Here is a 19497-nt window from a genome sequence, read left to right as displayed (position 1 = left end):
ACAACGACGGGGACAACTCGCTCTGGATGGGGACAAACGACACGAACGTGTGATGATCGCTCGAGGCCGGTTTTGCCGTCCACACGCCATGAACACCGTGCAACGGGAGCGACTCACACCTCGCACACACCCCCGCCGAGCCCCGATCCCAGACCTCGCCCGACATCCGTGTACTTATCCACAGAACCAACAGGGGTTGTTAACACTCCCCTCCCTCAAAGAAGCCCTTCCAGATAACATGAAACCTCGTCCCGGGCCTTGTGGTTCGCCCAGCCCCTGACCCCTGTTCAGGGGACTCGTCCTTCGTCCTCCACACCCCTGCACGGTGTTCGAGACAGGGCTAAGCTGGACTCTGCACTCTTCATCGTCCTCGCGGTCTCATCCGCGCTCGAAAGGCGGAACGCGCGTGAAATTCACTGTCGAACGAGACGTTCTCAACGACGCAGTCTCCTGGGTCGCAAAGTCTCTCTCCCCTCGCCCCCCGATGCCCGTTCTCTCAGGCATCCTCATCCAGGGCTCCCAGGGGCTTCTGACGCTCTCGAGCTTCGACTACGAGACCAGCGCACGCCTTGAGATCGAGGCTGACGTGACGGAGGAGGGCACCATCCTCGTTCCCGGGCGCCTCCTCGCGGACGTCGTTCGCAGCTTCCCCACCTCGGCAACCGTCACTGCGGCCACCGAGGGCTCCAAGCTCCAGCTCTCCTGCCGCTCCAGCCGCTTCGCCCTTGCCACGATGCCCGAGGCCGAATACCCGGAGCTTCCGCCACTGCCCGCCGTCAGCGGCTCAGTCGACGGCGCCGAGTTCGCCACCGCCATCTCCCAGATGACCGTGGCCGCGAGCAAGGACGACACCCTCCCGATCCTCACTGCAGTGCGCCTGGAGTTCGAGGACGACAAGATCACCCTTCTCGCCACGGACCGCTACCGTCTCGCCATGCGCGAGCTCTCCTGGCGCCCGACGACGCCGGGGATCAGCACCTCCGCCCTTGTGAAAGCGCGGACCCTCGACTCCGTGGCCAAGAACCTTGCCCACGCCGGCAGCCTCTCGATTGCCCTGGAGAACGACGCAGACCTGATCGGCTTCGAGTCCTCCTCGCGCCGCCAGACGAGCCTCCTGGTCGACGGGGACTACCCGAAGATCCGTTCGCTCTTCCCGGAGTCCACGCCGATCCATGCCGTGGTCAGCACGAGTGAGCTCGTGGCAGCAGTCAACCGCGTCAAGGTCGTTGCCGAGCGCAACACGCCCATCCGCCTCGCCTTCACCGACGGCGCCGTCAGCCTCGACGCAGGCACGGGTGAGGACGCCCAGGCGTCGGAGTCCATCTCCGCTCGCCTCGTGGGCGAAGAGATCACGGTCGCCTTCAACCCGACCTACCTCAGCGAGGGTCTTGGCGCCATCTCGACTGACTTCGTCCGCTTCTCCTTCACCTCCGCGCCGAAGCCCGCGATGCTGACGGCACAGGCTGAGCTCGAAGGGGAAGACGAGGACACCTACCGGTACCTCGTGATGCCGGTCCGCCTGCCCAACCAGTAAGACGAGCAGGACCCCTTCCCACTCCCCCGGGACCATCCGGTCCTGAAACCATCCCCAATCGAAGAAACGCGGTGCTCCTCGTGCAACTCGGACTGATCGGCCTCGGCAAAATGGGCTTCAACATGCGTGAGCGGCTCCGCCGCGGCGGCATCGACGTCGTCGGTTTTGACCGCAACCCCGAGGTGAGCGATGTCGCCTCCATCGACGAGCTCATCAGCCGCCTCGAGGCGCCCCGCGCCGTGTGGGTCATGGTGCCGGCCGGGATTGTCACCGACTCCGTCGTGACGGAGCTCGGCGAGAAGCTGGAGGCCGGCGACATCATCGTCGACGGCGGCAACTCCCGCTTCACGGAGGACCAGAAGCACGCGGGCTACCTCGCCCCGAAGGGCATCGCGTTCGTAGACTGCGGCGTCTCGGGCGGTGTGTGGGGCCTGGAGAACGGCTACGGCCTCATGGCCGGCGGCACGAGCGAGGACATCGAGCGCCTCATGCCCATCTTCGACGCGCTGCGGCCCGAGGGCGAGCGCGCTGACAGCTTCGTACACGTCGGGGACGTGGGTGCAGGCCACTACGCCAAGATGGTCCACAACGGCATCGAGTACGGGATGATGCAGTCCCTGGCCGAGGGCTTCGAGCTCATGGAGTCCAAGGACATCATCAAGGACGTTCCGGGCACGTTCAAGGCGTGGCAGAAGGGCACGGTCGTGCGCTCGTGGCTGCTCGACCTGCTTGTGCGCGCCCTCGAAGAGGACCCGCACTTCGACGGGATCAAGGGCTATGTCGAGGACTCCGGCGAGGGCCGCTGGACCGTCGAGGAGGCCCTGGCGCAGGCTGTGCCGCTGCCGGCCATCACCGCCTCGATCTTCGCCCGCTTCGAGTCCCGCCAGGAGGACTCGCCCGCGATGAAGGCCGTCGCGGCCCTGCGGAATCAGTTCGGCGGCCACGCAGTCAAAAAGGCCTAGGCATATAACCAGGACGGCATGTACATTGATCGCCTCTCCCTCACGGACTTCAGGACGTACGCGCAAGCCGACGTGCGCCTGGGGCCGGGCGTCAACGTCCTGGTCGGCCCCAACGGAGTAGGCAAGACCAACATCGTCGAGGCCATCGGCTGCCTCTCCACCCTGTCCTCCCATCGCGTCTCCACGGATGCTCCCATGGTCCGCTTCAACCAGGAGCGGGCCGTGGTCCGCGCGCGGATTGTCCGCGGGGGTCAGCAGAGCATCCTCGAGCTGGAGATCGCGCCAGGCAGGACGAACCGCGCGCGCATCAACCGGTCGGCCCCGATGCGGGCGCGGGAGATTCTGGGGATTGCCCGCACCGTCCTCTTCGCCCCGGAGGACCTGGCCCTCGTCAAGGGCGAGCCCGGCGGCCGACGTCGTTTCCTCGACGACCTCGTCGTGACCCTCTACCCGTACCTCGGCCAGGCCCGCGCTGACTACGAGAAGGTCCTGCGCCAGCGCAATGCCCTCCTCCGCTCGGGGCGCCGCGGCTGGAACGAGGGGCACGAGTCAACCATCGACGTCTGGGACCAGCAGCTCGCGACCGCCGCCACCGCGCTCACCGCAGCCAGGCTCGGTGTCCTGAGGGATCTCGACCCCCACGTCGAGACCGCCTACGGGCGCCTCACGGACGGCGGCAAGCCTACGGAGATCGTGTACATCAGCTCGCTCGCGGGGGATGTGGACGCCCAGCGCCTGTCCCCTGACGCCAGCGGAGCGGGCGAGCTGGCGAGCCTCTCTGCGCCCGAGCTCTACCGCCGCTATCTCGAGGCCCTCGCCGGGGCCCGGCAGCGGGACCGGGAGCGGGGGACGACGACGATCGGCCCTCACCGCGACGACGTGGCTCTCATCCTCGGCGGCGCCCCGGCCAAGGGATTCGCGTCCCACGGCGAGAGCTGGTCCTTCGCGCTCGCGCTGCGCCTGGGGGCCTTCGAGCTCATGCGCCAGGACGATCCCTCCGAGGCCGCCTGTCCCATCCTCATCCTCGACGACGTCTTCGCCGAGCTGGACGCGCGCCGCCGTCAGCGCCTCGGGGCCCTGGTCCAGCAGGCGGAGCAGGTCATCATCACGGCCGCGGTCGGCGAGGACCTCCCCGCGGACTTGGCCGGGAGGACCCTGCGGGTCTCCCCCGGCACCGTCACCGATCCCCAGGGAGAGCGGGCGTGACGGACGGCCTCGAGTCCGGCGCGGCTGCGTCGTCGTCCTCTGAGAACGACGACGTTGACGCCGCCTGGGCGCTCCTCAACCGACTCCGTGCGGGCGCCGCGGAGCGAGGCGACCGCCGCGTGGACGCGAGGCAGGTTGCCCGCTCGAGGGCCCGCGCCAAGGACCGCGAGCTCTCGCGGGAGGGAAAGGCCGCTGACCGCGCAAGGCGAGGGGAGGCGGACTCCTACTACGGGAGGGACCCGCAGGGGATCTCGCGCATCTTCGACCGCTTCCTGAGCGAGCGCGGCTGGAAGCAGCCCATCGCGGTGGGGGGCGTGCTCGCGCGCTGGTCCGAGCTCGTGGGCAAGGACATCGCCGAGCACTGCCGCGCCGAGTCCTTCGAGAACTCCACGGTCCACGTCCGCTGCGACACGACCGCCTGGGCCACGAATCTCCGGCTCATGGCCCCGGAGATTGTGCGGCAGCTCAACGAGCGCCTCGGGGACGGCGTCGTCACTCGCCTCGAGATCGCCGGGCCGGCCGCTCCGACATGGCGGCGCGGATACCGCACCGTCAAGGGGCGCGGACCCCGCGACACCTACGGGTGAGAAGCGCAGAGCCCCAAACGCGCTAGACGGCTCTCTGGCCGCCTGGAAGCCCTGGAGATGAATCGGTGGACATGACCCCCGCCGAGAGGGCCCCCTATGCGGGAGATTCGCCGTCCCAAGGCATGATCAGGGGCACGATTCTCCCGTGGTGTTGGTAGAATCGGAGGGATTGACCGAACGTCGCCGTGTGGCGTTCGCCGAGACTTCCCAGGAGTTTGAGCCGCCAGTGGCAGAGAACAAGAACGAGGCGCCGTCCAACGGCGTGGTCCAGAACGAGTACGGCGCAAGCGCCATCACCGTCCTCGAGGGCCTTGAGGCCGTCCGAAAGCGCCCCGGCATGTACATCGGTTCCACGGGCCCCCGCGGCCTCCACCACCTGGTGTACGAGGTGGTCGACAACTCCGTGGACGAGGCCCTGGCCGGTCACGCGGACACGATCGACGTCGTCCTCCAGGCCGATGGCGGCGTCAAGGTCGCGGACAACGGCCGCGGCATCCCGGTGGACATCCACCCCACCGAGGGCAAGCCCACGGTCGAGGTCGTCATGACCATCCTCCACGCCGGCGGCAAGTTCGGCGGCGGCGGGTACGCGGTGTCCGGCGGCCTGCACGGCGTCGGCATCTCCGTGGTCAACGCTCTTTCCCGCCGCGTGAGCACGGAAGTGCGCCGCCAGGGACACGCGTGGCGGATGGAGTTCGCCAACGGCGGTGTGCCGCAGGGCGAGCTCGTCAAGGGCGAGGCCACGGAGGAGACGGGCACCACCCAGACCTTCTACCCGGACCCGGACATCTTCGAGAGCATTGAGTTCGACTTCGAGACGCTCCGCGCCCGCTTCCAGCAGATGGCCTTCCTCAACAAGGGCCTGCGGATCCGCCTGACGGACGAGCGCCAGGCGGAAGAGAGCGGCGAGGAGATCGCGGAGGAAGAGGACACGCCAGAGGGTCCCCTTGTCGTCGAGTACTGCTACAAGGACGGCCTCCTCGACTACGTCAAGCACCTCAACTCCTCGAAGAAGACGGAGCTCGTCCACGAGGACGTCATCGCCTTCGAGACAGAGGACACCAATCGCCTCATCTCCGTGGAGGTGGCGCTCCAGTGGACCACGGCCTACTCGGAGTCCGTCCACACCTACGCCAACACGATCAACACTCACGAGGGCGGCACCCACGAGGAGGGCTTCCGAGCGGCGATGACTTCCCTCGTCAACCGCTACGCGCGGGAGAAGAACCTTCTCAAGGAGAAGGACGACAACCTCACGGGCGACGACATCCGCGAGGGCCTCACCGCCGTCATCTCCGTCAAGCTCGCCGAGCCGCAGTTCGAGGGCCAGACCAAGACCAAGCTCGGCAACTCGGAGGCCAAGGGCTTCGTGCAGCGAGTCGTCACGGACCAGCTCGGCGACTGGCTCGAGCGCAACCCCGGCCCCGCGCGGGACATCATCCGCAAGGCGCAGCTCGCCGCCCAGGCCCGGCTCGCGGCCCGCAAGGCGCGCGATCACGCCCGGCGCAAGTCTCCGCTCGAGTCGTTCGGCATGCCGGGCAAGCTCTCGGACTGCTCCTCGAAGAACCCCGCCGAGTGCGAGGTCTACCTCGTCGAGGGTGACTCCGCCGGCGGTTCCGCCAAGCGCGGCCGGGACCCCCGCACGCAGGCCATCCTCCCGCTGCGAGGCAAGATCCTCAACGTGGAGCGCGCCCGCCTGGACAAGGCCCTCGGCAACATGGAAGTGCAGTCGATGATCACGGCCTTCGGCACGGGCATCGGCGAGGACTTCGACATCAGCAAGCTCCGGTACCACAAGATCGTCCTCATGGCGGATGCCGACGTCGACGGCCAGCACATCACCACGCTGCTCATGACGCTCCTCTTCCGGTACATGCGGCCGCTCATCGAGCAGGGCTACGTCTACCTCGCGCAGCCGCCGCTGTACCGCATCAAGTGGTCCAACGCGCCGCACGACTACGTCTACACGGACGCGGAGCGGGACGCGGCCCTGGCCGCCGGCCGCGCCGCCAACAAGCGCCTGCCGAAGGACAACGGCATCCAGCGCTACAAGGGTCTCGGCGAGATGGACTACCACGAGCTCTGGGACACGACCATGGACCCGGCCCGCCGCACGCTGCGTCAGGTGACGATGGAGGACGCCGCCGCCGCGGACCAGATCTTCTCGGTCCTCATGGGCGACGACGTCGAGTCGCGCCGCTCGTTCATCCAGCAGAACGCGAAGGACGTGAGGTTCCTGGACATCTGAGGCTAGGCCCCGATGACCAGAGAACCCCCGCGAAAGGAAACAATGAGCGACATCACGCCCGAGAACCCGGAGAACGGCACGGCCCTGACCGAGGGCGTCGTCGTGCCCGAGGGCCACGACAAGATCGAGCAGATCGACCTCCAGGAGGAGATGCAGCGCTCCTACCTGGACTACGCGATGGCCGTCATCGTGGGCCGCGCCCTCCCTGACGTCCGGGACGGCCTCAAGCCCGTCCACCGTCGCGTCGTGTACGGAATGTACGACGGCGGCTACCGCCCCGAGAAGTCGTTCAACAAGTGCGCGCGCATCGTCGGCGACGTCATGGGCACGTACCACCCGCACGGTGACAGCGCGATCTACGACGCCCTCGTCCGCCTCATCCAGGACTGGACCATGCGGTATCCGCTGGCCCTCGGCCAGGGAAACTTCGGCTCCCCGGGCAACGACGGCGCGGCCGCTGCGCGTTACACCGAGACCAAGATGGCCCCCATGGCCATGGAGATGGTCCGGGACATCGACGAAGAGACGGTCGACTTCCAGGACAACTACGACGGCAAGAACCAGGAGCCCACGGTCCTGCCGTCGCGCTTCCCGAACCTGCTCGTCAACGGCTCCTCGGGCATCGCGGTCGGCATGGCCACGAACATCCCGCCGCACAACCTCCGCGAGGTCGCTGACGGTGTTCAGTGGGCGCTCGAGAACCCGGACGCCACGAAGGAAGAGCTCCTCGAGGCTCTCCTGACGCGCATCAAGGGACCGGACTTCCCCACGGGCGCCACGATCCTCGGCCACAAGGGCATCGAGGACGCGTACCGCACGGGCCGCGGCTCCATCACGATGCGCGCCGTGGTCAACGTCGAGGAGCTCCAGGGCCGCACGTGCCTCGTGGTCACCGAGCTGCCCTACCAGGCCAACCCGGACAACCTCGCGATCAAGATCGCCGAGCTCGTCAAGGACGGCAAGGTCCAGGGCATCGCGGACCTCCGCGACGAGACCTCGGGCCGCACGGGCCAGCGCCTCGTCATCGTCCTCAAGCGGGACGCCGTGCCGAAGGTCGTCCTCAACAACCTGTACAAGCACACGCAGCTTCAGGAGAACTTCTCCGCGAACATGCTCGCGATCGTCGACGGCGTGCCCCGCACGCTGTCCCTCGACGCGTTCGTGCGCCACTGGGTCAACCACCAGCTCGACGTCATCGTGCGCCGCACGCAGTTCCGCCTGCGCCGCGCCGAGGCCCAGGCGCACATTCTGCGCGGCCTCCTCAAGGCCCTTGACGCCCTTGACGAGGTCATCGCCCTCATCCGCCGCTCCCCCACCGTGGAGGACGCGCGGGAGGGCCTGAAGTCCCTCCTCGAGATCGACGACGAGCAGGCTCAGGCCATCCTCGACATGCAGCTGCGGCGCCTCGCAGCCCTGGAGCGCCAGAAGCTCCAGGAGCAGCATGCGCGCCTCGAGGCCGAGATCGCTGAGTACAAGGACATCCTCGGGTCCCCGCAGCGTCAGCGGGACCTGGTCTCCTCCGAGCTCGCGGAGATCGTCGAGCGCTACGGCGACGACCGCCGCACCCAGATCCTCCGCGGGTTCGACGGCGACATGAGCATGGAGGACCTCATCCCCGAGGAAGAGGTGGTCGTCACCATCACGCGCGGCGGCTACGTCAAGCGGACCAAGATCGACCAGTACCGCTCCCAGGCGCGCGGCGGAAAGGGAGTCCGCGGGGCTCAGCTCCGCGAGGACGACGTCGTCGAGCAGTTCTTTGTGACGACGACCCACAACTGGCTCCTCTTCTTCACGAACCTGGGCCGGGTCTACCGGGCCAAGGCCTATGAGCTGGCCGAGGGCGGCAGGGACGCCAAGGGCCAGCATGTGGCCAACCTCCTGGCGTTCCAGCCCGATGAGCGGATCGCTCAGGTCATGGAGCTCAAGGACTACTCTGTAGCGCCCTACCTGCTGCTTGCCACGCGCAACGGGCTCGTGAAGAAGACCCGCCTGGAGGACTACGACACGAACCGTTCAGCAGGCGTCATCGCCATCAACCTCCGCGAAGGCGACGAGCTGGTGGCGGCGCGTCTCATCGACGCCGAGGACGACCTCCTCCTCGTGTCCCGCGAGGGCATGAGCGTCCGGTTCACCGCCACGGATGACGCGCTGCGCCCCACGGGCCGCGCGACCTCCGGTGTCACGGGCATGAAGTTCCGCGGAGACGATCACCTCCTGTCTGCGGACGTCATCACTGACGAGGGCTTCGTCTTCGTGGTCACCGAGGGCGGCTACGCCAAGCGCACCCATGTGAACGAGTACCGCTGCCAGGGCCGCGGAGGCCTTGGCATCAAGGTGGCCAAGCTCGCCGAAGAGCGAGGCCACCTGGTCAGCGGCATGATCGTGGGCGAGGACGACGAAGTGCTCGTCGTCATGCGCAAGGGCAAGGTCGTGCGCTCCCGCGTCGACGGCGTTCCTGCCAAGGGCCGCAACACGATGGGTGTCATTTTCGCCAAGCCCGACAAGGGGGACAGCATCATCGCCGTCGCGAAGAACTCGGAGCGCCACCTTGAGGCAGCTGTCGAGGAGGACGAGACGGGCGAGGACCCCCAGGAGGGTGCCGCGGGCGCGTCTGTCGAGGCTGGCTCCGATGGCGTACCGTTGACTTCTGACACCCAGGGCTTTGACGCCGCGGCGGAGGCCGCCGGCGCTGAGCCGACATCCACGAAGGAGACCGAGTGAGCGAGTCGCAGACAGGACGTGCAGGCGCGCCCCGCACGGGCAACCGCCCGCAGGCCGGACGTCCCGTGCAGCGCCCCAGCCAGAGGACCGCTCCGGCCCGGGCTGGGCAGCGGCAGGGCCTCGTTCGCCCGGCGCCCAAGGCCAAGACCCGCAAGGCTCGCCTCGTTGTCTCGCGGCTTGACCCGTGGTCCGTCCTGAAGCTGGCCTTCCTCCTCTCGGTGGCGTTGGGCATCGTGGCCGTCGTGGCCTCGATCGTCCTCTGGGTGGTTCTCGACCTCACCGGCATCTTCGATCGCGTCAATACGCTCCTCGGGGACATCGGAGGCTCGTCCGTGAGCAGCTTCGACATCCGTCAGATCGCCTCCATGCGTCAGGTGGTGTCCTTCACGACGATCCTGTCCCTGGTGAACATCGTCCTCATCACCGCGTTGTCGATGCTCGCGGCAGTGCTGTACAACATCTGCGCCTCCCTCGTGGGCGGCGTGGGTGTCACGCTGACGGACGACTGACCTGGAGGCGGGGGCCTCAACTCCCCCGCCACCTCCCGTCTGCGCCGATTTTGAGTTCCGGGGCAGTGTCGGGTAGAGTAGTTTCTCGGTCCAGCAGGGCCAAGAAGGGCGTATAGCTCAGGCGGTTAGAGCGCTTCGCTGATAACGAAGAGGTCCCAGGTTCAAGTCCTGGTACGCCCACTGAACCTTCTGTTTCGTCAGGCCACCCCTGGCGGCTCAGCGGGTTCACCTGTTTGGGGGCTTGGCGCAATTGGTAGCGCATCTGCTTTGCAAGCAGAGGGTTAGGGGTTCGAGTCCCCTAGCCTCCACAGAAAAGAATCCCCGTCTCTCACCGAGGCGGGGATTCTTTGCGTCCCGGCCGAGGTCTCCCCCGGGATGAGGGGCTAGCGGGCTAGCGGCCGCGCCCCGGGGATGTGCGCAGGGACGGCCCCTGAGCTGTCTTTCTTCTCAGGGGCGGCTTCCGCAGGAGAGCCAACCTGTGACTAAGCTGGGTGTCATGACGAATCCCACTGCATTCCCCGCTGCCGCCCAGCCCGGCGTCAAGAACCCCGCCGACCTCGACCGTCCTCTCTACGGTGCATCGTTCGGTGAAGCCGTAGCGCGCTACTTCAAGCGCTACGCCCGCTTCCACGGCCGCTCGAGCCGCAGCGAGTACTGGTGGGTGGCGCTCTTCAGCTTCCTTGTGGCCGCGCTCCTCGGCACGATTTTCGCCACTGCGGGCATGGAGGTCCAGGAGGCTCAGACGTACACGACGTCTACGGGCGCGGGGGCCAACGCAGAGATGGTCCCCAACGCGCTGGGGTCGATCCTCATGATCGTCGCGTTCATCTTCTGGCTGGCCACGCTCATTCCGAACATCGCGCTCACTGTGCGTCGCTTCCATGACGGGGGCTTCAGCGGCTGGCTGTTCCTCCTCGGCCTGATCCCGGGCGTCGGCGGCATCATCCTGCTCGTCTTCATGCTGCTCCCCTCGAACCCGGAGGGCCGCCGGTTTGACGCCCCCCACGTGCGCGGGGTCTAGCTCTTCACCGCTTCCATCCGTGCGGTGACACCGGGCGCAGGCATCGGGGCTCACGAGCCCTGGTCCTGCGCCCGTCCTCGTTCATGGGTGGTGCCTCCCCGAGCCCTATTTGGCCGGTTTGATCTCGTCCTCGACGACCCACTTGTGGTTCTTCATCGTCATGCCGCCCGCCTCGTAGTTCACCATGTAGACCGTCTGGCTCGTCGAGCTCGCGACGTTCCCCTTGGCGCCCTTCATGCCGGGCATGTGGTCGGCGAGGATGGTGATGGCGCTGCCGTCTCCGAGCGGCTTGGCGCCGGGGTCCTTGAGCTCTTCGTGCACCACCCAGCGGTGGTCTTTGACGACAGCCCCGCCGTCGGTGGGCGTGTAGTCCACGGCGTAGACGGTGGTCTTGTATGCGCCCACGATCTTCGCTTTGGCGCCCTTCATGCCCTCCATGTGGTCCGCGGTGAGGGTCACGCTGGAGCCCACCGCGTATGTCGGCTTCTCGGCCTTCTTCATGCCTGCGGGCGCCGGCCCGCCGTCTGCGGCGTGGTGCATGTGTCCGCTGCCGGAGTGTCCGCTGGCCTGTTCCGAGGACGAGGCCGAGGCCGATGGCGAGGCCGATCCGGAGCCCGGGTGGCTGTGCGAGGCGCTGGCCGAGGGCGCCGCGTGATTCGGTCCGTGATCCGAGGCGGATCCACACCCGGCGAGGACAAGTGCTCCTCCCACGACCGCCGCGGCCCAGGATGTCGCACGTGCGTTGCGCATGAATACTCCAATCTTCGGGGCCGGGGCCCACTTGACGCGCAGGCGCTGACAGCCACGCGCCTGCCCTGACATGCCGCGCCCATCATACCCCCATGGGGTATTGGTCGGCCATGGGAGCGCCTGTGCCCGGCGCCTGCCGTCCGCAGCGCAGAAGGACCCCGGCACCTCCCTGTGGAGGGTCCGGGGTCCTTCGTGTCAGCCTGGGGCAGGAGTGCTCGACGACGCTCGCCTAGCGGCGTCCCGGGCGGCCTGCTTAGGCGCCGGCGGCGCGGCGGGCCGTCTGGCGAGCCTCGTCTGCAGCCTTCTCCGCCTCAGTGGGCTTCGGCTCGATGGTCGTGGCGCGCTTCCACGGGTCCTCGATGGGCTGGATGGCCTTCCAGATGGCAACGCCCGCAACCGCCGCGGTCACGATCATGCCGAAGACCAGGCCGCCCTTGCCCTTGCCGGCGTTGGCGTTCTGCTTGGAGGCCTTGCGCGCGTCCTTCGCAGCCTGCTTCGCGGCCTCAGCCGCCTGCTTCTGGACCTTCTTGAGGGAGCGGCCGGAGACCTTCTTGGAGGCCTTCTCGAGGCCCGCGGGGATGGTCACGGCGGCGAGAGCGGCCGCAGCCTTGTCGGCTGCCTGGGCGCCCTTGGCCTGGGCGGGGGCGAGGCCCTCGGTCTGGGCCTTGAGGCGGGCCTGCTCGGCGCGCTTGCCGGCCGTCTTCTTGGCGTCCTGGGCCTTGGCCCGGGCGTCGTCCGCGAGGGACGAGGCGTTCTTCTTGGCGTCCTTCGCCGCGTCCTCAGCCGAGCTCTGAGCCTTGTTCAGGGAGTGCTCCGCACGCTCAAGGAGGTCCTGGCCACGGGACTCGAGCTCTTCGACGAAGTGCTGCAGCTTCGGCTGCGCCTCAGAGAGCTTGTCCTGGAGAACGGGGGTGACCTTGTCGATCGTGTCCTGGATGCGCTCCTGAACGGCAGGCGCGTAGTCCTCGTACTGCTTCTGGATGGCTTCGGCGAGCGTCGCCGGCTGGACCTTCTTCTTCTTGATCATGGGAACTCCTTAGTCAGCGATGTGTGCTCTCAGCCTAGTTGCTCGGTCTAGACGTTCGCTTGGAATGGTGTATGGCGCGCTGGGGGAGAGGCGCTTCCTGTTCGCTCGTGTCGAACCCTCGGGGAGAGGGGCAGAAGGATGCGAAGATGTCCCTATGAATGCAATCGCAACGAATCAGGCCACGATCAAGACCAACCACGGCGACATCGTCGTCGATCTCTTCGGCAACCACGCCCCGAAGACGGTCAAGAACTTCGTGGGGCTCGCGAACGGCTCGCAGGAGTGGACGCACCCGCAGACCGGAGAGAAGAACAACGGCAAGCCGCTCTACGACGGCACGATCTTCCACCGCATCATCAAGGACTTCATGATTCAGGGCGGCGATCCCCTGGGCCAGGGCTTCGGGGGACCGGGCTACCAGTTCGAGGACGAGATCCACCCTGAGCTCCAGTTCACCGGCCCCTACCTCCTCGCCATGGCGAACGCGGGCCCCGGCACCAACGGCTCGCAGTTCTTCATCACGACGGCGCAGACGCCGTGGCTCAACGGCCGCCACACGATCTTCGGCGCCGTTGCGGACGAGGCCTCCAAGAAGGTCGTCGACGAGCTCAACGCGGTCAAGACCGGCCGCAACGACCGCCCTGTCGAGGACGTCGTCATCGAGTCCATCGAGGTCGCTTAGCCCCCATGAGCGAGCACCAGACTCCTTCGGGAGACTCTGGGATTCACGTGCGGCCCGCGCAGTCCTCTGCGCGGGCCGCACGTGTCTCCACACCTGTTACATATGCGGCAGAAGTTATATGCCTACTTGCTTACTTAGCTGAACTGGTGCGGCCAGCGCTGGCCTACGACTGGGCCCTCAAGCCAGGGTATGTGGCTCAGGAGCCGCTGACAGTTGTCACCAACGCGTTCTTGCACGACCCAGACTCGTTCGCCCACATCGGCACCAACCTCGTCTCCCTGTGGATCTTCGGGCGGATGCTCGAGCCGCTCATCGGGGCCGGCCGGATGGCCGGGCTGCTCACCGTGAGCATCCTCTCCGCGAGCACGAGCGTGCTCCTGCTCGAGGCCCCGGGCACGTACACGATCGGATTCTCGGGGGCGATCTTCGGTCTCATCGGGGCCGTCCTCGCCGTGCAGCGAAGCTTGCGCATGCCCGTCGGTGGCACTCTCGTCCTCCTGGGCGTCAACGCACTCATGCCGCTGCTCGTCTCCAACATCTCCTGGCAGGGGCATCTCGGCGGGTTCATCGGGGGACTTCTCTGGGGGCTGCTCGTCCTCGGCCCCCGTCTCAAGCGAGAGCGGATCGCCTAGATCTTCACCCTCTCATCGGGGCCGTCCACTGGCCCTCCACACCCGATGTCCACAGGCGGCTTCCCAGAGGGAGGCCGCCTGTGCGCGTGAGAAGGCGGAAAGCGCGGGGAAGTAGGGCGCCGAAGAGAGGATTCGCGCAGGTTCTCCACATCCTGTGGATAACTATGTGCACAGGGTGGTGAATGGTGGGGGCGGAGGATGGCTCACGATCGCTGCTCAGGGGCTGCAGGCAGGGCTCTGCGGCGGAAAATCAAGGCTGTTCCGCGTTGTCCACAGAGGTTGTCAACAGTGTGGGTATCTGACATCGGTGTCATTCCATCCTTGTCATTCCTGTGGAAACGGCCCATGCGGAGGGCGGCTTCAACCGGCGCTCGAAGATTTCTCCACACCTGTGGATAACTTCTGTGCACACCTCCCCGGAGGGCGGGGGGGGTGGCGGCGCGGCCCATCCCCGGAATCATGACGAACGTACTGTATGGTGGATCACATCGTTTGGGTGCCGGCGCCCATGGGGTCGGCACGTCGCCTGACTGAAAGCTCAATGACGATGAATTCAGCACCCAGCACACAGACGCCCCCGGTTCGGCCTCTGGACGACGACGCCCGCCTCCCCAAGGACCTCGGCCCGCGTCAGATCCAGATGATTGCCATCGGCTCCGCCATTGGAACCGGCCTCTTCCTCGGAGCGGGAGGCCGCTTGCATGACGCGGGCCCCGCCCTGGCCATCGTATACGCCGTCTGCGGCTTCTTCGGCTACCTCATCCTCCGCGCCCTGGGGGAGCTCGTCTGCTACCGGCCGACCTCCGGCTCCTTCGTCTCCTACACGCGCGAGTTCTACGGGGAGCGCTCAGCCTACGCGGCGGGCTGGCTCTACTGGCTCAACTGGGCCATGACGGCGGTGGCGGATGCGACGGCCATCGCAATTTACGTGGCGTGGTTCGGCCAGTACAGCGAGTTCATCGCCGGCATCCCGCAGGGCCTGACGGCGCTCATCGTGGTTGTGCTCGTTCTCGTCATGAACCTCGTCTCCGTCAAGCTCTTCGGCGAGCTCGAGTTCTGGTTCGCCCTCATCAAGGTCGGCGCGCTCGTGACGTTCCTCATCGTGGGCGTCTGCTTCGTCATCTTCGGCACCCCGACTGGCCAGCCCACGGGCCTCCACCTCATCACGGACAACGGGGGAGTCATCCCCAACGGCGTCCTGCCAGCGCTCATCGCGGTCCAGGGCGTCGTCTTCGCCTACGCGGGCATCGAGCTCGTGGGAACCACGGCGGGGGAGACCAAGAACGCCGAGAAGGTGGTTCCGCGTGCCATTCGCACGGTGATCTTCCGCATCGCCGTCTTCTATGTCGGCTCTGTCCTGCTCCTGTGCCTGCTCCTGCCGCACTCGTCGTACTCGGACAAGGAGTCGCCGTTCGTGACGTTCTTCGAGTCCATCGGCGTCGGGTACACGGGTCCCATCATGCAGCTCGTCGTCATCACGGCCGCGCTGTCCTCCCTCAACGCCGGCATGTACTCCACGGGCCGCATTCTCCACTCGATGGCCGTCAACGGCTCCGCGCCGAAGTTCGCGGGCACCGTCAACAAGCGCGGCGTGCCGAGCGGCGGCATCTGGCTCACGGCCGCTGTCGGCCTTGTCGGCGTCGGCCTGAACTTCATCGTCCCGGAGGAGGCGTTCGAGATCGTCCTCAACATCGCGGCGCTCGGGACGATGGCCGCCTGGGCGTCGATCGCCCTGGCCCACGCGCGCTTCGTCTCCCAGGCGAGCAAGGGTCTCTACCGCTGGCCGTCCTACCGGCTGCCGCTGAGCCCGTACCTGGACTGGCTCGTCATCGCGTTCCTCGTGGTCGTCGTTGTCCTCATGGCGTTCGACTACCCGGTCGGAACGTACACGCTCGCCTCGATGGCCCTGCTCGTGCCCATCCTCGTCGGCGGCTGGTTCATGGTGCGGACGCGCGTGCGTGAGATCGCCGCGGCCCGCGAGGGCTTCACCGGCGCCGTCTCCCTCGCGGAGATCTCCCGGGCCGGGCGCGGGGGACCCTCGGGGACGGGCTCACACGCCGCAGGCAGCCACTGACTCATGCGCCGGGGGCGGCGAGTCGGGTGGACCGGTCTTGCGCCTCATGGGCCGCCCCGGGGGTGCCCGATACCCTGAAAGAGACGTCCGCGGCGCCGCAGACTCGCCGCGGGACCCACTGAATCAAGGAGGATACGGTGACGCAGTTCGTTGACGTCACGAACATGTCGAAATGGATCCAGCGCGAAGGCGTGGAGCGGATCATCGGCCGCATGGTCGAGTACCTGGAGAAGGACTTCTCGCGCTGGCAGTCCTTCGACAAGATCCCGAGGATCGCCAGCCACACGCCGTTCGGGGTCATCGAGCTCATGCCGACCTCCGACGGGCAGGAGTACTCCTTCAAGTACGTCAACGGCCACCCGTTCAACCCGGCCCGGGGCTTCCAGACTGTCACCGCCTTCGGCGTCCTCGCGGATGTGGACAACGGCTACCCGACCTTCCTCGCGGAGATGACGCTCCTGACCGCCCTGCGGACGGCGGCGGTCTCCGCGATGGTGGGCCGCAAGCTCGCCCGCCCCGAGTCACGGGTCATGGCCATGATCGGCGCCGGCTCGCAGTCCGAGTTCCAGGCGCTCGGCTTCCGCTCCGTCCTGGGCATCGAGACGCTGCGGATCTTCGACATCGACGCCGACGCCATGGAGAAGACCCGCCGCAACCTCGAGCCGCTCGGCTTCACCGTCCACATGTCCAGCTCCGTGGAGGATGCGGTCGAGGGCGCGGACATCATCACCACGTGCACGGCGGACAAGGCCCAGAACACGATCCTCGAGGACCGTCACGTCGCGCCCGGCGTGCACCTCAACGCCGTCGGAGGAGACTGCCCGGGGAAGACGGAGCTCGCGGAGGCCATAGTGCGTCGCTCCACCGTCTTCGTCGAGTACCCGGAGCAGACGCGCATCGAGGGCGAGATCCAGCAGGTCGAGCCGGACTTCCCCGTCGTCGAGTTCTGGAAGGTCCTCACCGGCGAGGCCGCGGGCCGCACGTCCGCCGAGGAGGTCACGCTCTTCGACTCCGTGGGCTTCGCGATCTCCGACTTCTCCGCGCTCCGCTGCCTGCGGGACTGGACCAAGGACACGGACCTCCAGCAGTTCATCGAGCTCGTGGCCGAGCCGGAGGACCCGAAGGACCTCTACTCGCTCGTCAACGCCCTCAAGCCCGTCGGCTGAGGCACGACGACGGGCCTCAGCCCGCCTCGGCCTCGGCCTTGAGGCGGGCCAGGCCCTTGTCGAAGTCTGCCGCGAGGCGCCGCTCCATGGACATGACACGGAACATGAGGCGCTCGAACCAGGTCTGCTCCCCCGTCATGGTCCACATGACCCGGGTGCCGTCGCCGTTGGCCCCGGCGCCCTCGCCGGCGCCGAGCGGCTCCAACGTGAACGCCACCGTGTTCTCCGCCTTGAAGGGCTTGAGGAAGGTCAGGCCCACCTGGATGAGGTGCGGCGCGGAGGAGACGATCCGCATGATGCCCTCGCCGGCCTTGGCATTGCCGGCCCAGTGCATCGTCGCGCCCTCGCCGGACGCGGGGCCGGAGTAGTCCTGCCGCATGTCGGGGTCGGCGTCCTGCCACGGGGACCAGCGCTCCCATTCGCGGAGCGTGTTCACGAGCGCGTGGACTCGGTCCAGGGGCGCGTCGATCTCTGTCATGCGGGTGATTTCAAAGTGAGACATGCCCCCGATCCTACGGGCCGGGGCGCCACGGTGGGAGACTGGAAGCATGATCGTCGAATCCGCACTGCTTCCTGTCATTCCCGGCCGCGAGGAGGAGTTCGAGGAGGCCCTCGCCACGGCGAAGGACTTCATCAGCGCCTCGCCCGGCTTCCTCAGCCTCCAGGTCTCGCGCGGGGTGGAGTCCCCGAGCACCTACCTGCTCGTCGTCACGTGGGAGACCCTCGAGGCCCACACCGAGGGCTTCCGCGGGTCCGAGCTGTTTGAGCAGTGGCGCGCGGCCCTCCACCACTTCTACGAGCCCAAGCCCGTGGTGGAGCACTACCGGCCCGTCGTCACGGCTTAGGCTCGGCGGCGGCCGGCGTCGTCGTCATCCTGAAGGCGAGGATCACGCCCAGGACCGCGAAGCCCGCAGCCACGAGGAACGCGGCCCCCAGGCCGGCCTCAGCGGCCGAGACCTGGGCGGCCGGCGTGCCGTCCCCGTGCCTGAGCGCGGCGAGACGGCTCGCCTGCATCACTCCGGTCAGGAGCGCGACGCCGAGGCCGCCCGCAAGCTGCTGGATGGACGAGAGAGTCGCCGAGCCGTGCGAGTACAGGCGAGGGGGGAGCGGGTTGAGGGAGTAGGTGAACGTCGGCGTGAAGATGAGCGCCAGGCCGAACGAGAACACCGTGTAGACCGCGAGACCCAGCCACATGGACGTCCCGGAATCGAAGCGGGACATGACGAGCGCAGTAACGACGAGGATGCTCGTGCCCGTGAGAACGAGGGGGCGCGCGCCGATCCGGTCGAAGAGGCGGCCCACGGGCGGGGCGGCCAGGCCCATGATGAGCCCGCCCGGCAGCATGAGCAGGCCCGTGGTGAGCGAGTCCTTGCCGAGAAGCTGCTGCATGTAGAGCGGGAAGAGGATGATCGTGCCGAACATCGCGATCATCGAGATGGACATGAGCGCGAGTCCCTTGGCGAACGGCGCGAACGTGAAGACGCGCAGGTCCAGAAGCGGCTCGCCGCCCTTCGTCAGCGCGAGCTGGCGGCGGCAGAAGAGCACGATGCACACGAGGCCGACGACGAGGGACACGATCGTGGCCGGCCCCGGGTTCACGGCGATCTCGTTGATGCCGTAGACGAACCCGCCGAAGCCCGGGATCGTGAGCAGAACCGAGGGCCAGTCCAGCGGGCGAGACGTCTGCACGCCAACGTTCTTGAGGCGCAGCAGGCCCGCCGCAAGCATGAGAAGGGCCACCGGCAGCATGAAGACGAAGAGGAAGCGCCACTCGAAGTGCTGCAGGATGAGGCCGGAGAGGGCCGGGCCCACGGCGGGCGCCACCGAGATGGCGATGGACGCGTTGCCCATGACGGCGCCGCGTCGGTTGAGGGGGACGAGCTGGAGGATCGTCGTCATGAGCAGGGGCATCATGACCGCGGTGCCGGACGCCTGGATGACGCGCCCCACAATGAGCACCGGGAAGCTCGGGGCCGCCGCGCAGACCACAGTGCCCAGGGTGAAGAGGCCCATGGCCAGGGTGAACGTCTGCCGGGTGGTGAGGCGGGACAGGAGGAAGCCCGTGGTCGGGATGACGACGCTCATGGTCAGCATGAACGCGGTGGCCACCCACTGGACCGTGGAGACCTCGGCGATGGACAGGCTCACCATGAGGTGGGGGAGAGCCACGTTCATGAGCGTCTCGTTGAGGATGACGACGAAGGTGGCGCAGAGGAGGATGACGATGACTGGGAGGGCGTTGCGCTGGTCGTCCGTCTGCTGATCCGTCATGGCGGGGGTCTCGGGGGCGGCTTCGGGGACGGCCTCGAGGCGGGCGGATTCGTCAGAGGGCAGGGGGATCTTGGGCGTGTTTTCCGGGTGAGGCACCGGGACAGTCT

General features: G+C 67.4%; 17 protein-coding genes and 2 tRNA genes. 15 read left to right on the top strand and 4 right to left on the bottom strand.

Annotated elements, in window-relative coordinates:
* The first annotated feature begins 406 nt into the window (after window positions 1-406).
* From dnaN to J2S35_RS05125, 10 genes are all read left to right on the top strand, one after another.
* Window positions 407-1534: a DNA polymerase III subunit beta gene (gene dnaN / locus J2S35_RS05170; RefSeq protein WP_309850575.1), complete on the top strand. Its 1128-nt coding sequence runs from the start codon at window positions 407-409 to the stop codon at window positions 1532-1534.
* 80 nt (window positions 1535-1614) lie between these two features.
* Window positions 1615-2496, top strand: coding sequence for a phosphogluconate dehydrogenase (NAD(+)-dependent, decarboxylating) (gnd, locus tag J2S35_RS05165; protein WP_309853052.1), 882 nt, complete (start codon window positions 1615-1617; stop codon window positions 2494-2496).
* A gap of 18 nt (window positions 2497-2514) precedes the next feature.
* On the top strand, window positions 2515-3702 hold the full coding sequence (gene recF, locus J2S35_RS05160) for a DNA replication/repair protein RecF (RefSeq protein ID WP_309850573.1): 1188 nt from the start codon (window positions 2515-2517) through the stop codon (window positions 3700-3702).
* On the top strand, window positions 3699-4289 hold the full coding sequence (locus J2S35_RS05155; RefSeq protein WP_309850571.1) for a DUF721 domain-containing protein: 591 nt from the start codon (window positions 3699-3701) through the stop codon (window positions 4287-4289). Before recF ends, J2S35_RS05155 begins: the two co-directional genes overlap by 4 nt.
* A 226-nt stretch (window positions 4290-4515) precedes the next feature.
* Window positions 4516-6537, top strand: a complete 2022-nt coding sequence (gene gyrB, locus J2S35_RS05150; protein ID WP_309850569.1) for a DNA topoisomerase (ATP-hydrolyzing) subunit B — start codon at window positions 4516-4518, stop codon at window positions 6535-6537.
* A 42-nt stretch (window positions 6538-6579) separates the two neighbouring features.
* Entirely contained in the window at window positions 6580-9258 is a 2679-nt protein-coding gene (gyrA, locus tag J2S35_RS05145; protein ID WP_309850566.1) for a DNA gyrase subunit A, read from the top strand.
* Window positions 9255-9767, top strand: a complete 513-nt coding sequence (locus J2S35_RS05140) for a DUF3566 domain-containing protein (protein WP_380083710.1) — start codon at window positions 9255-9257, stop codon at window positions 9765-9767. Before gyrA ends, J2S35_RS05140 begins: the two co-directional genes overlap by 4 nt.
* Before the next feature lie 106 nt (window positions 9768-9873).
* Window positions 9874-9947, top strand: a tRNA-Ile gene (locus tag J2S35_RS05135).
* 55 nt (window positions 9948-10002) lie between these two features.
* Window positions 10003-10075, top strand: a tRNA-Ala gene (locus J2S35_RS05130).
* Between the two features lie 188 nt (window positions 10076-10263).
* Window positions 10264-10788, top strand: a complete 525-nt coding sequence (locus J2S35_RS05125; RefSeq protein ID WP_309850564.1) for a DUF805 domain-containing protein — start codon at window positions 10264-10266, stop codon at window positions 10786-10788.
* Between the two features lie 105 nt (window positions 10789-10893).
* Here the strand turns inward: J2S35_RS05125 and J2S35_RS05120 are convergent, their stop codons facing one another.
* Together J2S35_RS05120 and J2S35_RS05115 are read right to left on the bottom strand one after the other, a co-directional pair.
* Window positions 10894-11538 carry a YdhK family protein gene (locus J2S35_RS05120; protein WP_407649784.1) on the bottom strand — a complete coding sequence of 215 codons (645 nt, stop codon included), beginning with the start codon at window positions 11536-11538 and terminating at the stop codon, window positions 10894-10896.
* 253 nt (window positions 11539-11791) lie between these two features.
* Window positions 11792-12565 (bottom strand): hypothetical protein, encoded by a 774-nt coding sequence (locus J2S35_RS05115; protein ID WP_309850559.1) that lies wholly within the window; start codon window positions 12563-12565, stop codon window positions 11792-11794.
* Between the two features lie 154 nt (window positions 12566-12719).
* Between J2S35_RS05115 and J2S35_RS05110 the strand changes: the two genes are divergently transcribed.
* From J2S35_RS05110 to J2S35_RS05095, 4 genes are all read left to right on the top strand, one after another.
* A complete protein-coding gene (locus J2S35_RS05110) occupies window positions 12720-13247 on the top strand; it encodes a peptidylprolyl isomerase (RefSeq protein ID WP_309850556.1) in 528 nt (175 codons plus the stop codon).
* Between the two features lie 146 nt (window positions 13248-13393).
* Window positions 13394-13879, top strand: coding sequence for a rhomboid family intramembrane serine protease (locus J2S35_RS05105; protein ID WP_309850553.1), 486 nt, complete (start codon window positions 13394-13396; stop codon window positions 13877-13879).
* A 547-nt stretch (window positions 13880-14426) separates the two neighbouring features.
* The gene (locus J2S35_RS05100) at window positions 14427-15953 is read left to right on the top strand and encodes an amino acid permease (RefSeq protein ID WP_309850551.1); all 1527 of its coding nucleotides are present in this window, start codon (window positions 14427-14429) and stop codon (window positions 15951-15953) included.
* Window positions 15954-16090: 137 nt separating this feature from the next.
* Entirely contained in the window at window positions 16091-17119 is a 1029-nt protein-coding gene (locus J2S35_RS05095; protein WP_309850548.1) for an ornithine cyclodeaminase, read from the top strand.
* 16 nt (window positions 17120-17135) lie between these two features.
* Here the strand turns inward: J2S35_RS05095 and J2S35_RS05090 are convergent, their stop codons facing one another.
* A complete protein-coding gene (locus J2S35_RS05090) occupies window positions 17136-17621 on the bottom strand; it encodes an SRPBCC family protein (RefSeq protein WP_309850546.1) in 486 nt (161 codons plus the stop codon).
* A 46-nt stretch (window positions 17622-17667) separates the two neighbouring features.
* On the opposite strand from J2S35_RS05090, the gene J2S35_RS05085 reads away from it, so the two are divergent.
* A complete protein-coding gene (locus J2S35_RS05085) occupies window positions 17668-17964 on the top strand; it encodes an antibiotic biosynthesis monooxygenase family protein (protein WP_309850543.1) in 297 nt (98 codons plus the stop codon).
* On the opposite strand, the gene J2S35_RS05080 is transcribed toward J2S35_RS05085, so the two are convergent.
* Entirely contained in the window at window positions 17954-19486 is a 1533-nt protein-coding gene (locus J2S35_RS05080) for an MDR family MFS transporter (RefSeq protein WP_309850540.1), read from the bottom strand. The genes J2S35_RS05085 and J2S35_RS05080 overlap by 11 nt on opposite strands.
* Window positions 19487-19497: the final 11 nt, after the last annotated feature.

Origin of the sequence: Falsarthrobacter nasiphocae (genome assembly GCF_031456275.1) — a bacterium.
GTDB classification, from domain to species: Bacteria; Actinomycetota; Actinomycetes; order Actinomycetales; family Micrococcaceae; genus Falsarthrobacter; species Falsarthrobacter nasiphocae.
Note: the sequence above shows the minus strand (reverse complement) of the source record. Positions and strands in the feature narration are given on the sequence as shown.

Coding starts and splice junctions, on each gene's coding strand:
- recF (WP_309850573.1), top strand. CDS start 2,515: ATGTACATTGATCGCCTCTCCCTCACGGACTTCAGGACGTACGCGCAA.
- gyrA (WP_309850566.1), top strand. CDS start 6,580: ATGAGCGACATCACGCCCGAGAACCCGGAGAACGGCACGGCCCTGACC.
- J2S35_RS05125 (WP_309850564.1), top strand. CDS start 10,264: ATGACGAATCCCACTGCATTCCCCGCTGCCGCCCAGCCCGGCGTCAAG.
- J2S35_RS05120 (WP_407649784.1), bottom strand. CDS start 11,538: ATGCGCAACGCACGTGCGACATCCTGGGCCGCGGCGGTCGTGGGAGGA.
- J2S35_RS05115 (WP_309850559.1), bottom strand. CDS start 12,565: ATGATCAAGAAGAAGAAGGTCCAGCCGGCGACGCTCGCCGAAGCCATC.
- J2S35_RS05110 (WP_309850556.1), top strand. CDS start 12,720: ATGAATGCAATCGCAACGAATCAGGCCACGATCAAGACCAACCACGGC.
- J2S35_RS05100 (WP_309850551.1), top strand. CDS start 14,427: ATGAATTCAGCACCCAGCACACAGACGCCCCCGGTTCGGCCTCTGGAC.
- J2S35_RS05090 (WP_309850546.1), bottom strand. CDS start 17,621: ATGTCTCACTTTGAAATCACCCGCATGACAGAGATCGACGCGCCCCTG.
- J2S35_RS05085 (WP_309850543.1), top strand. CDS start 17,668: ATGATCGTCGAATCCGCACTGCTTCCTGTCATTCCCGGCCGCGAGGAG.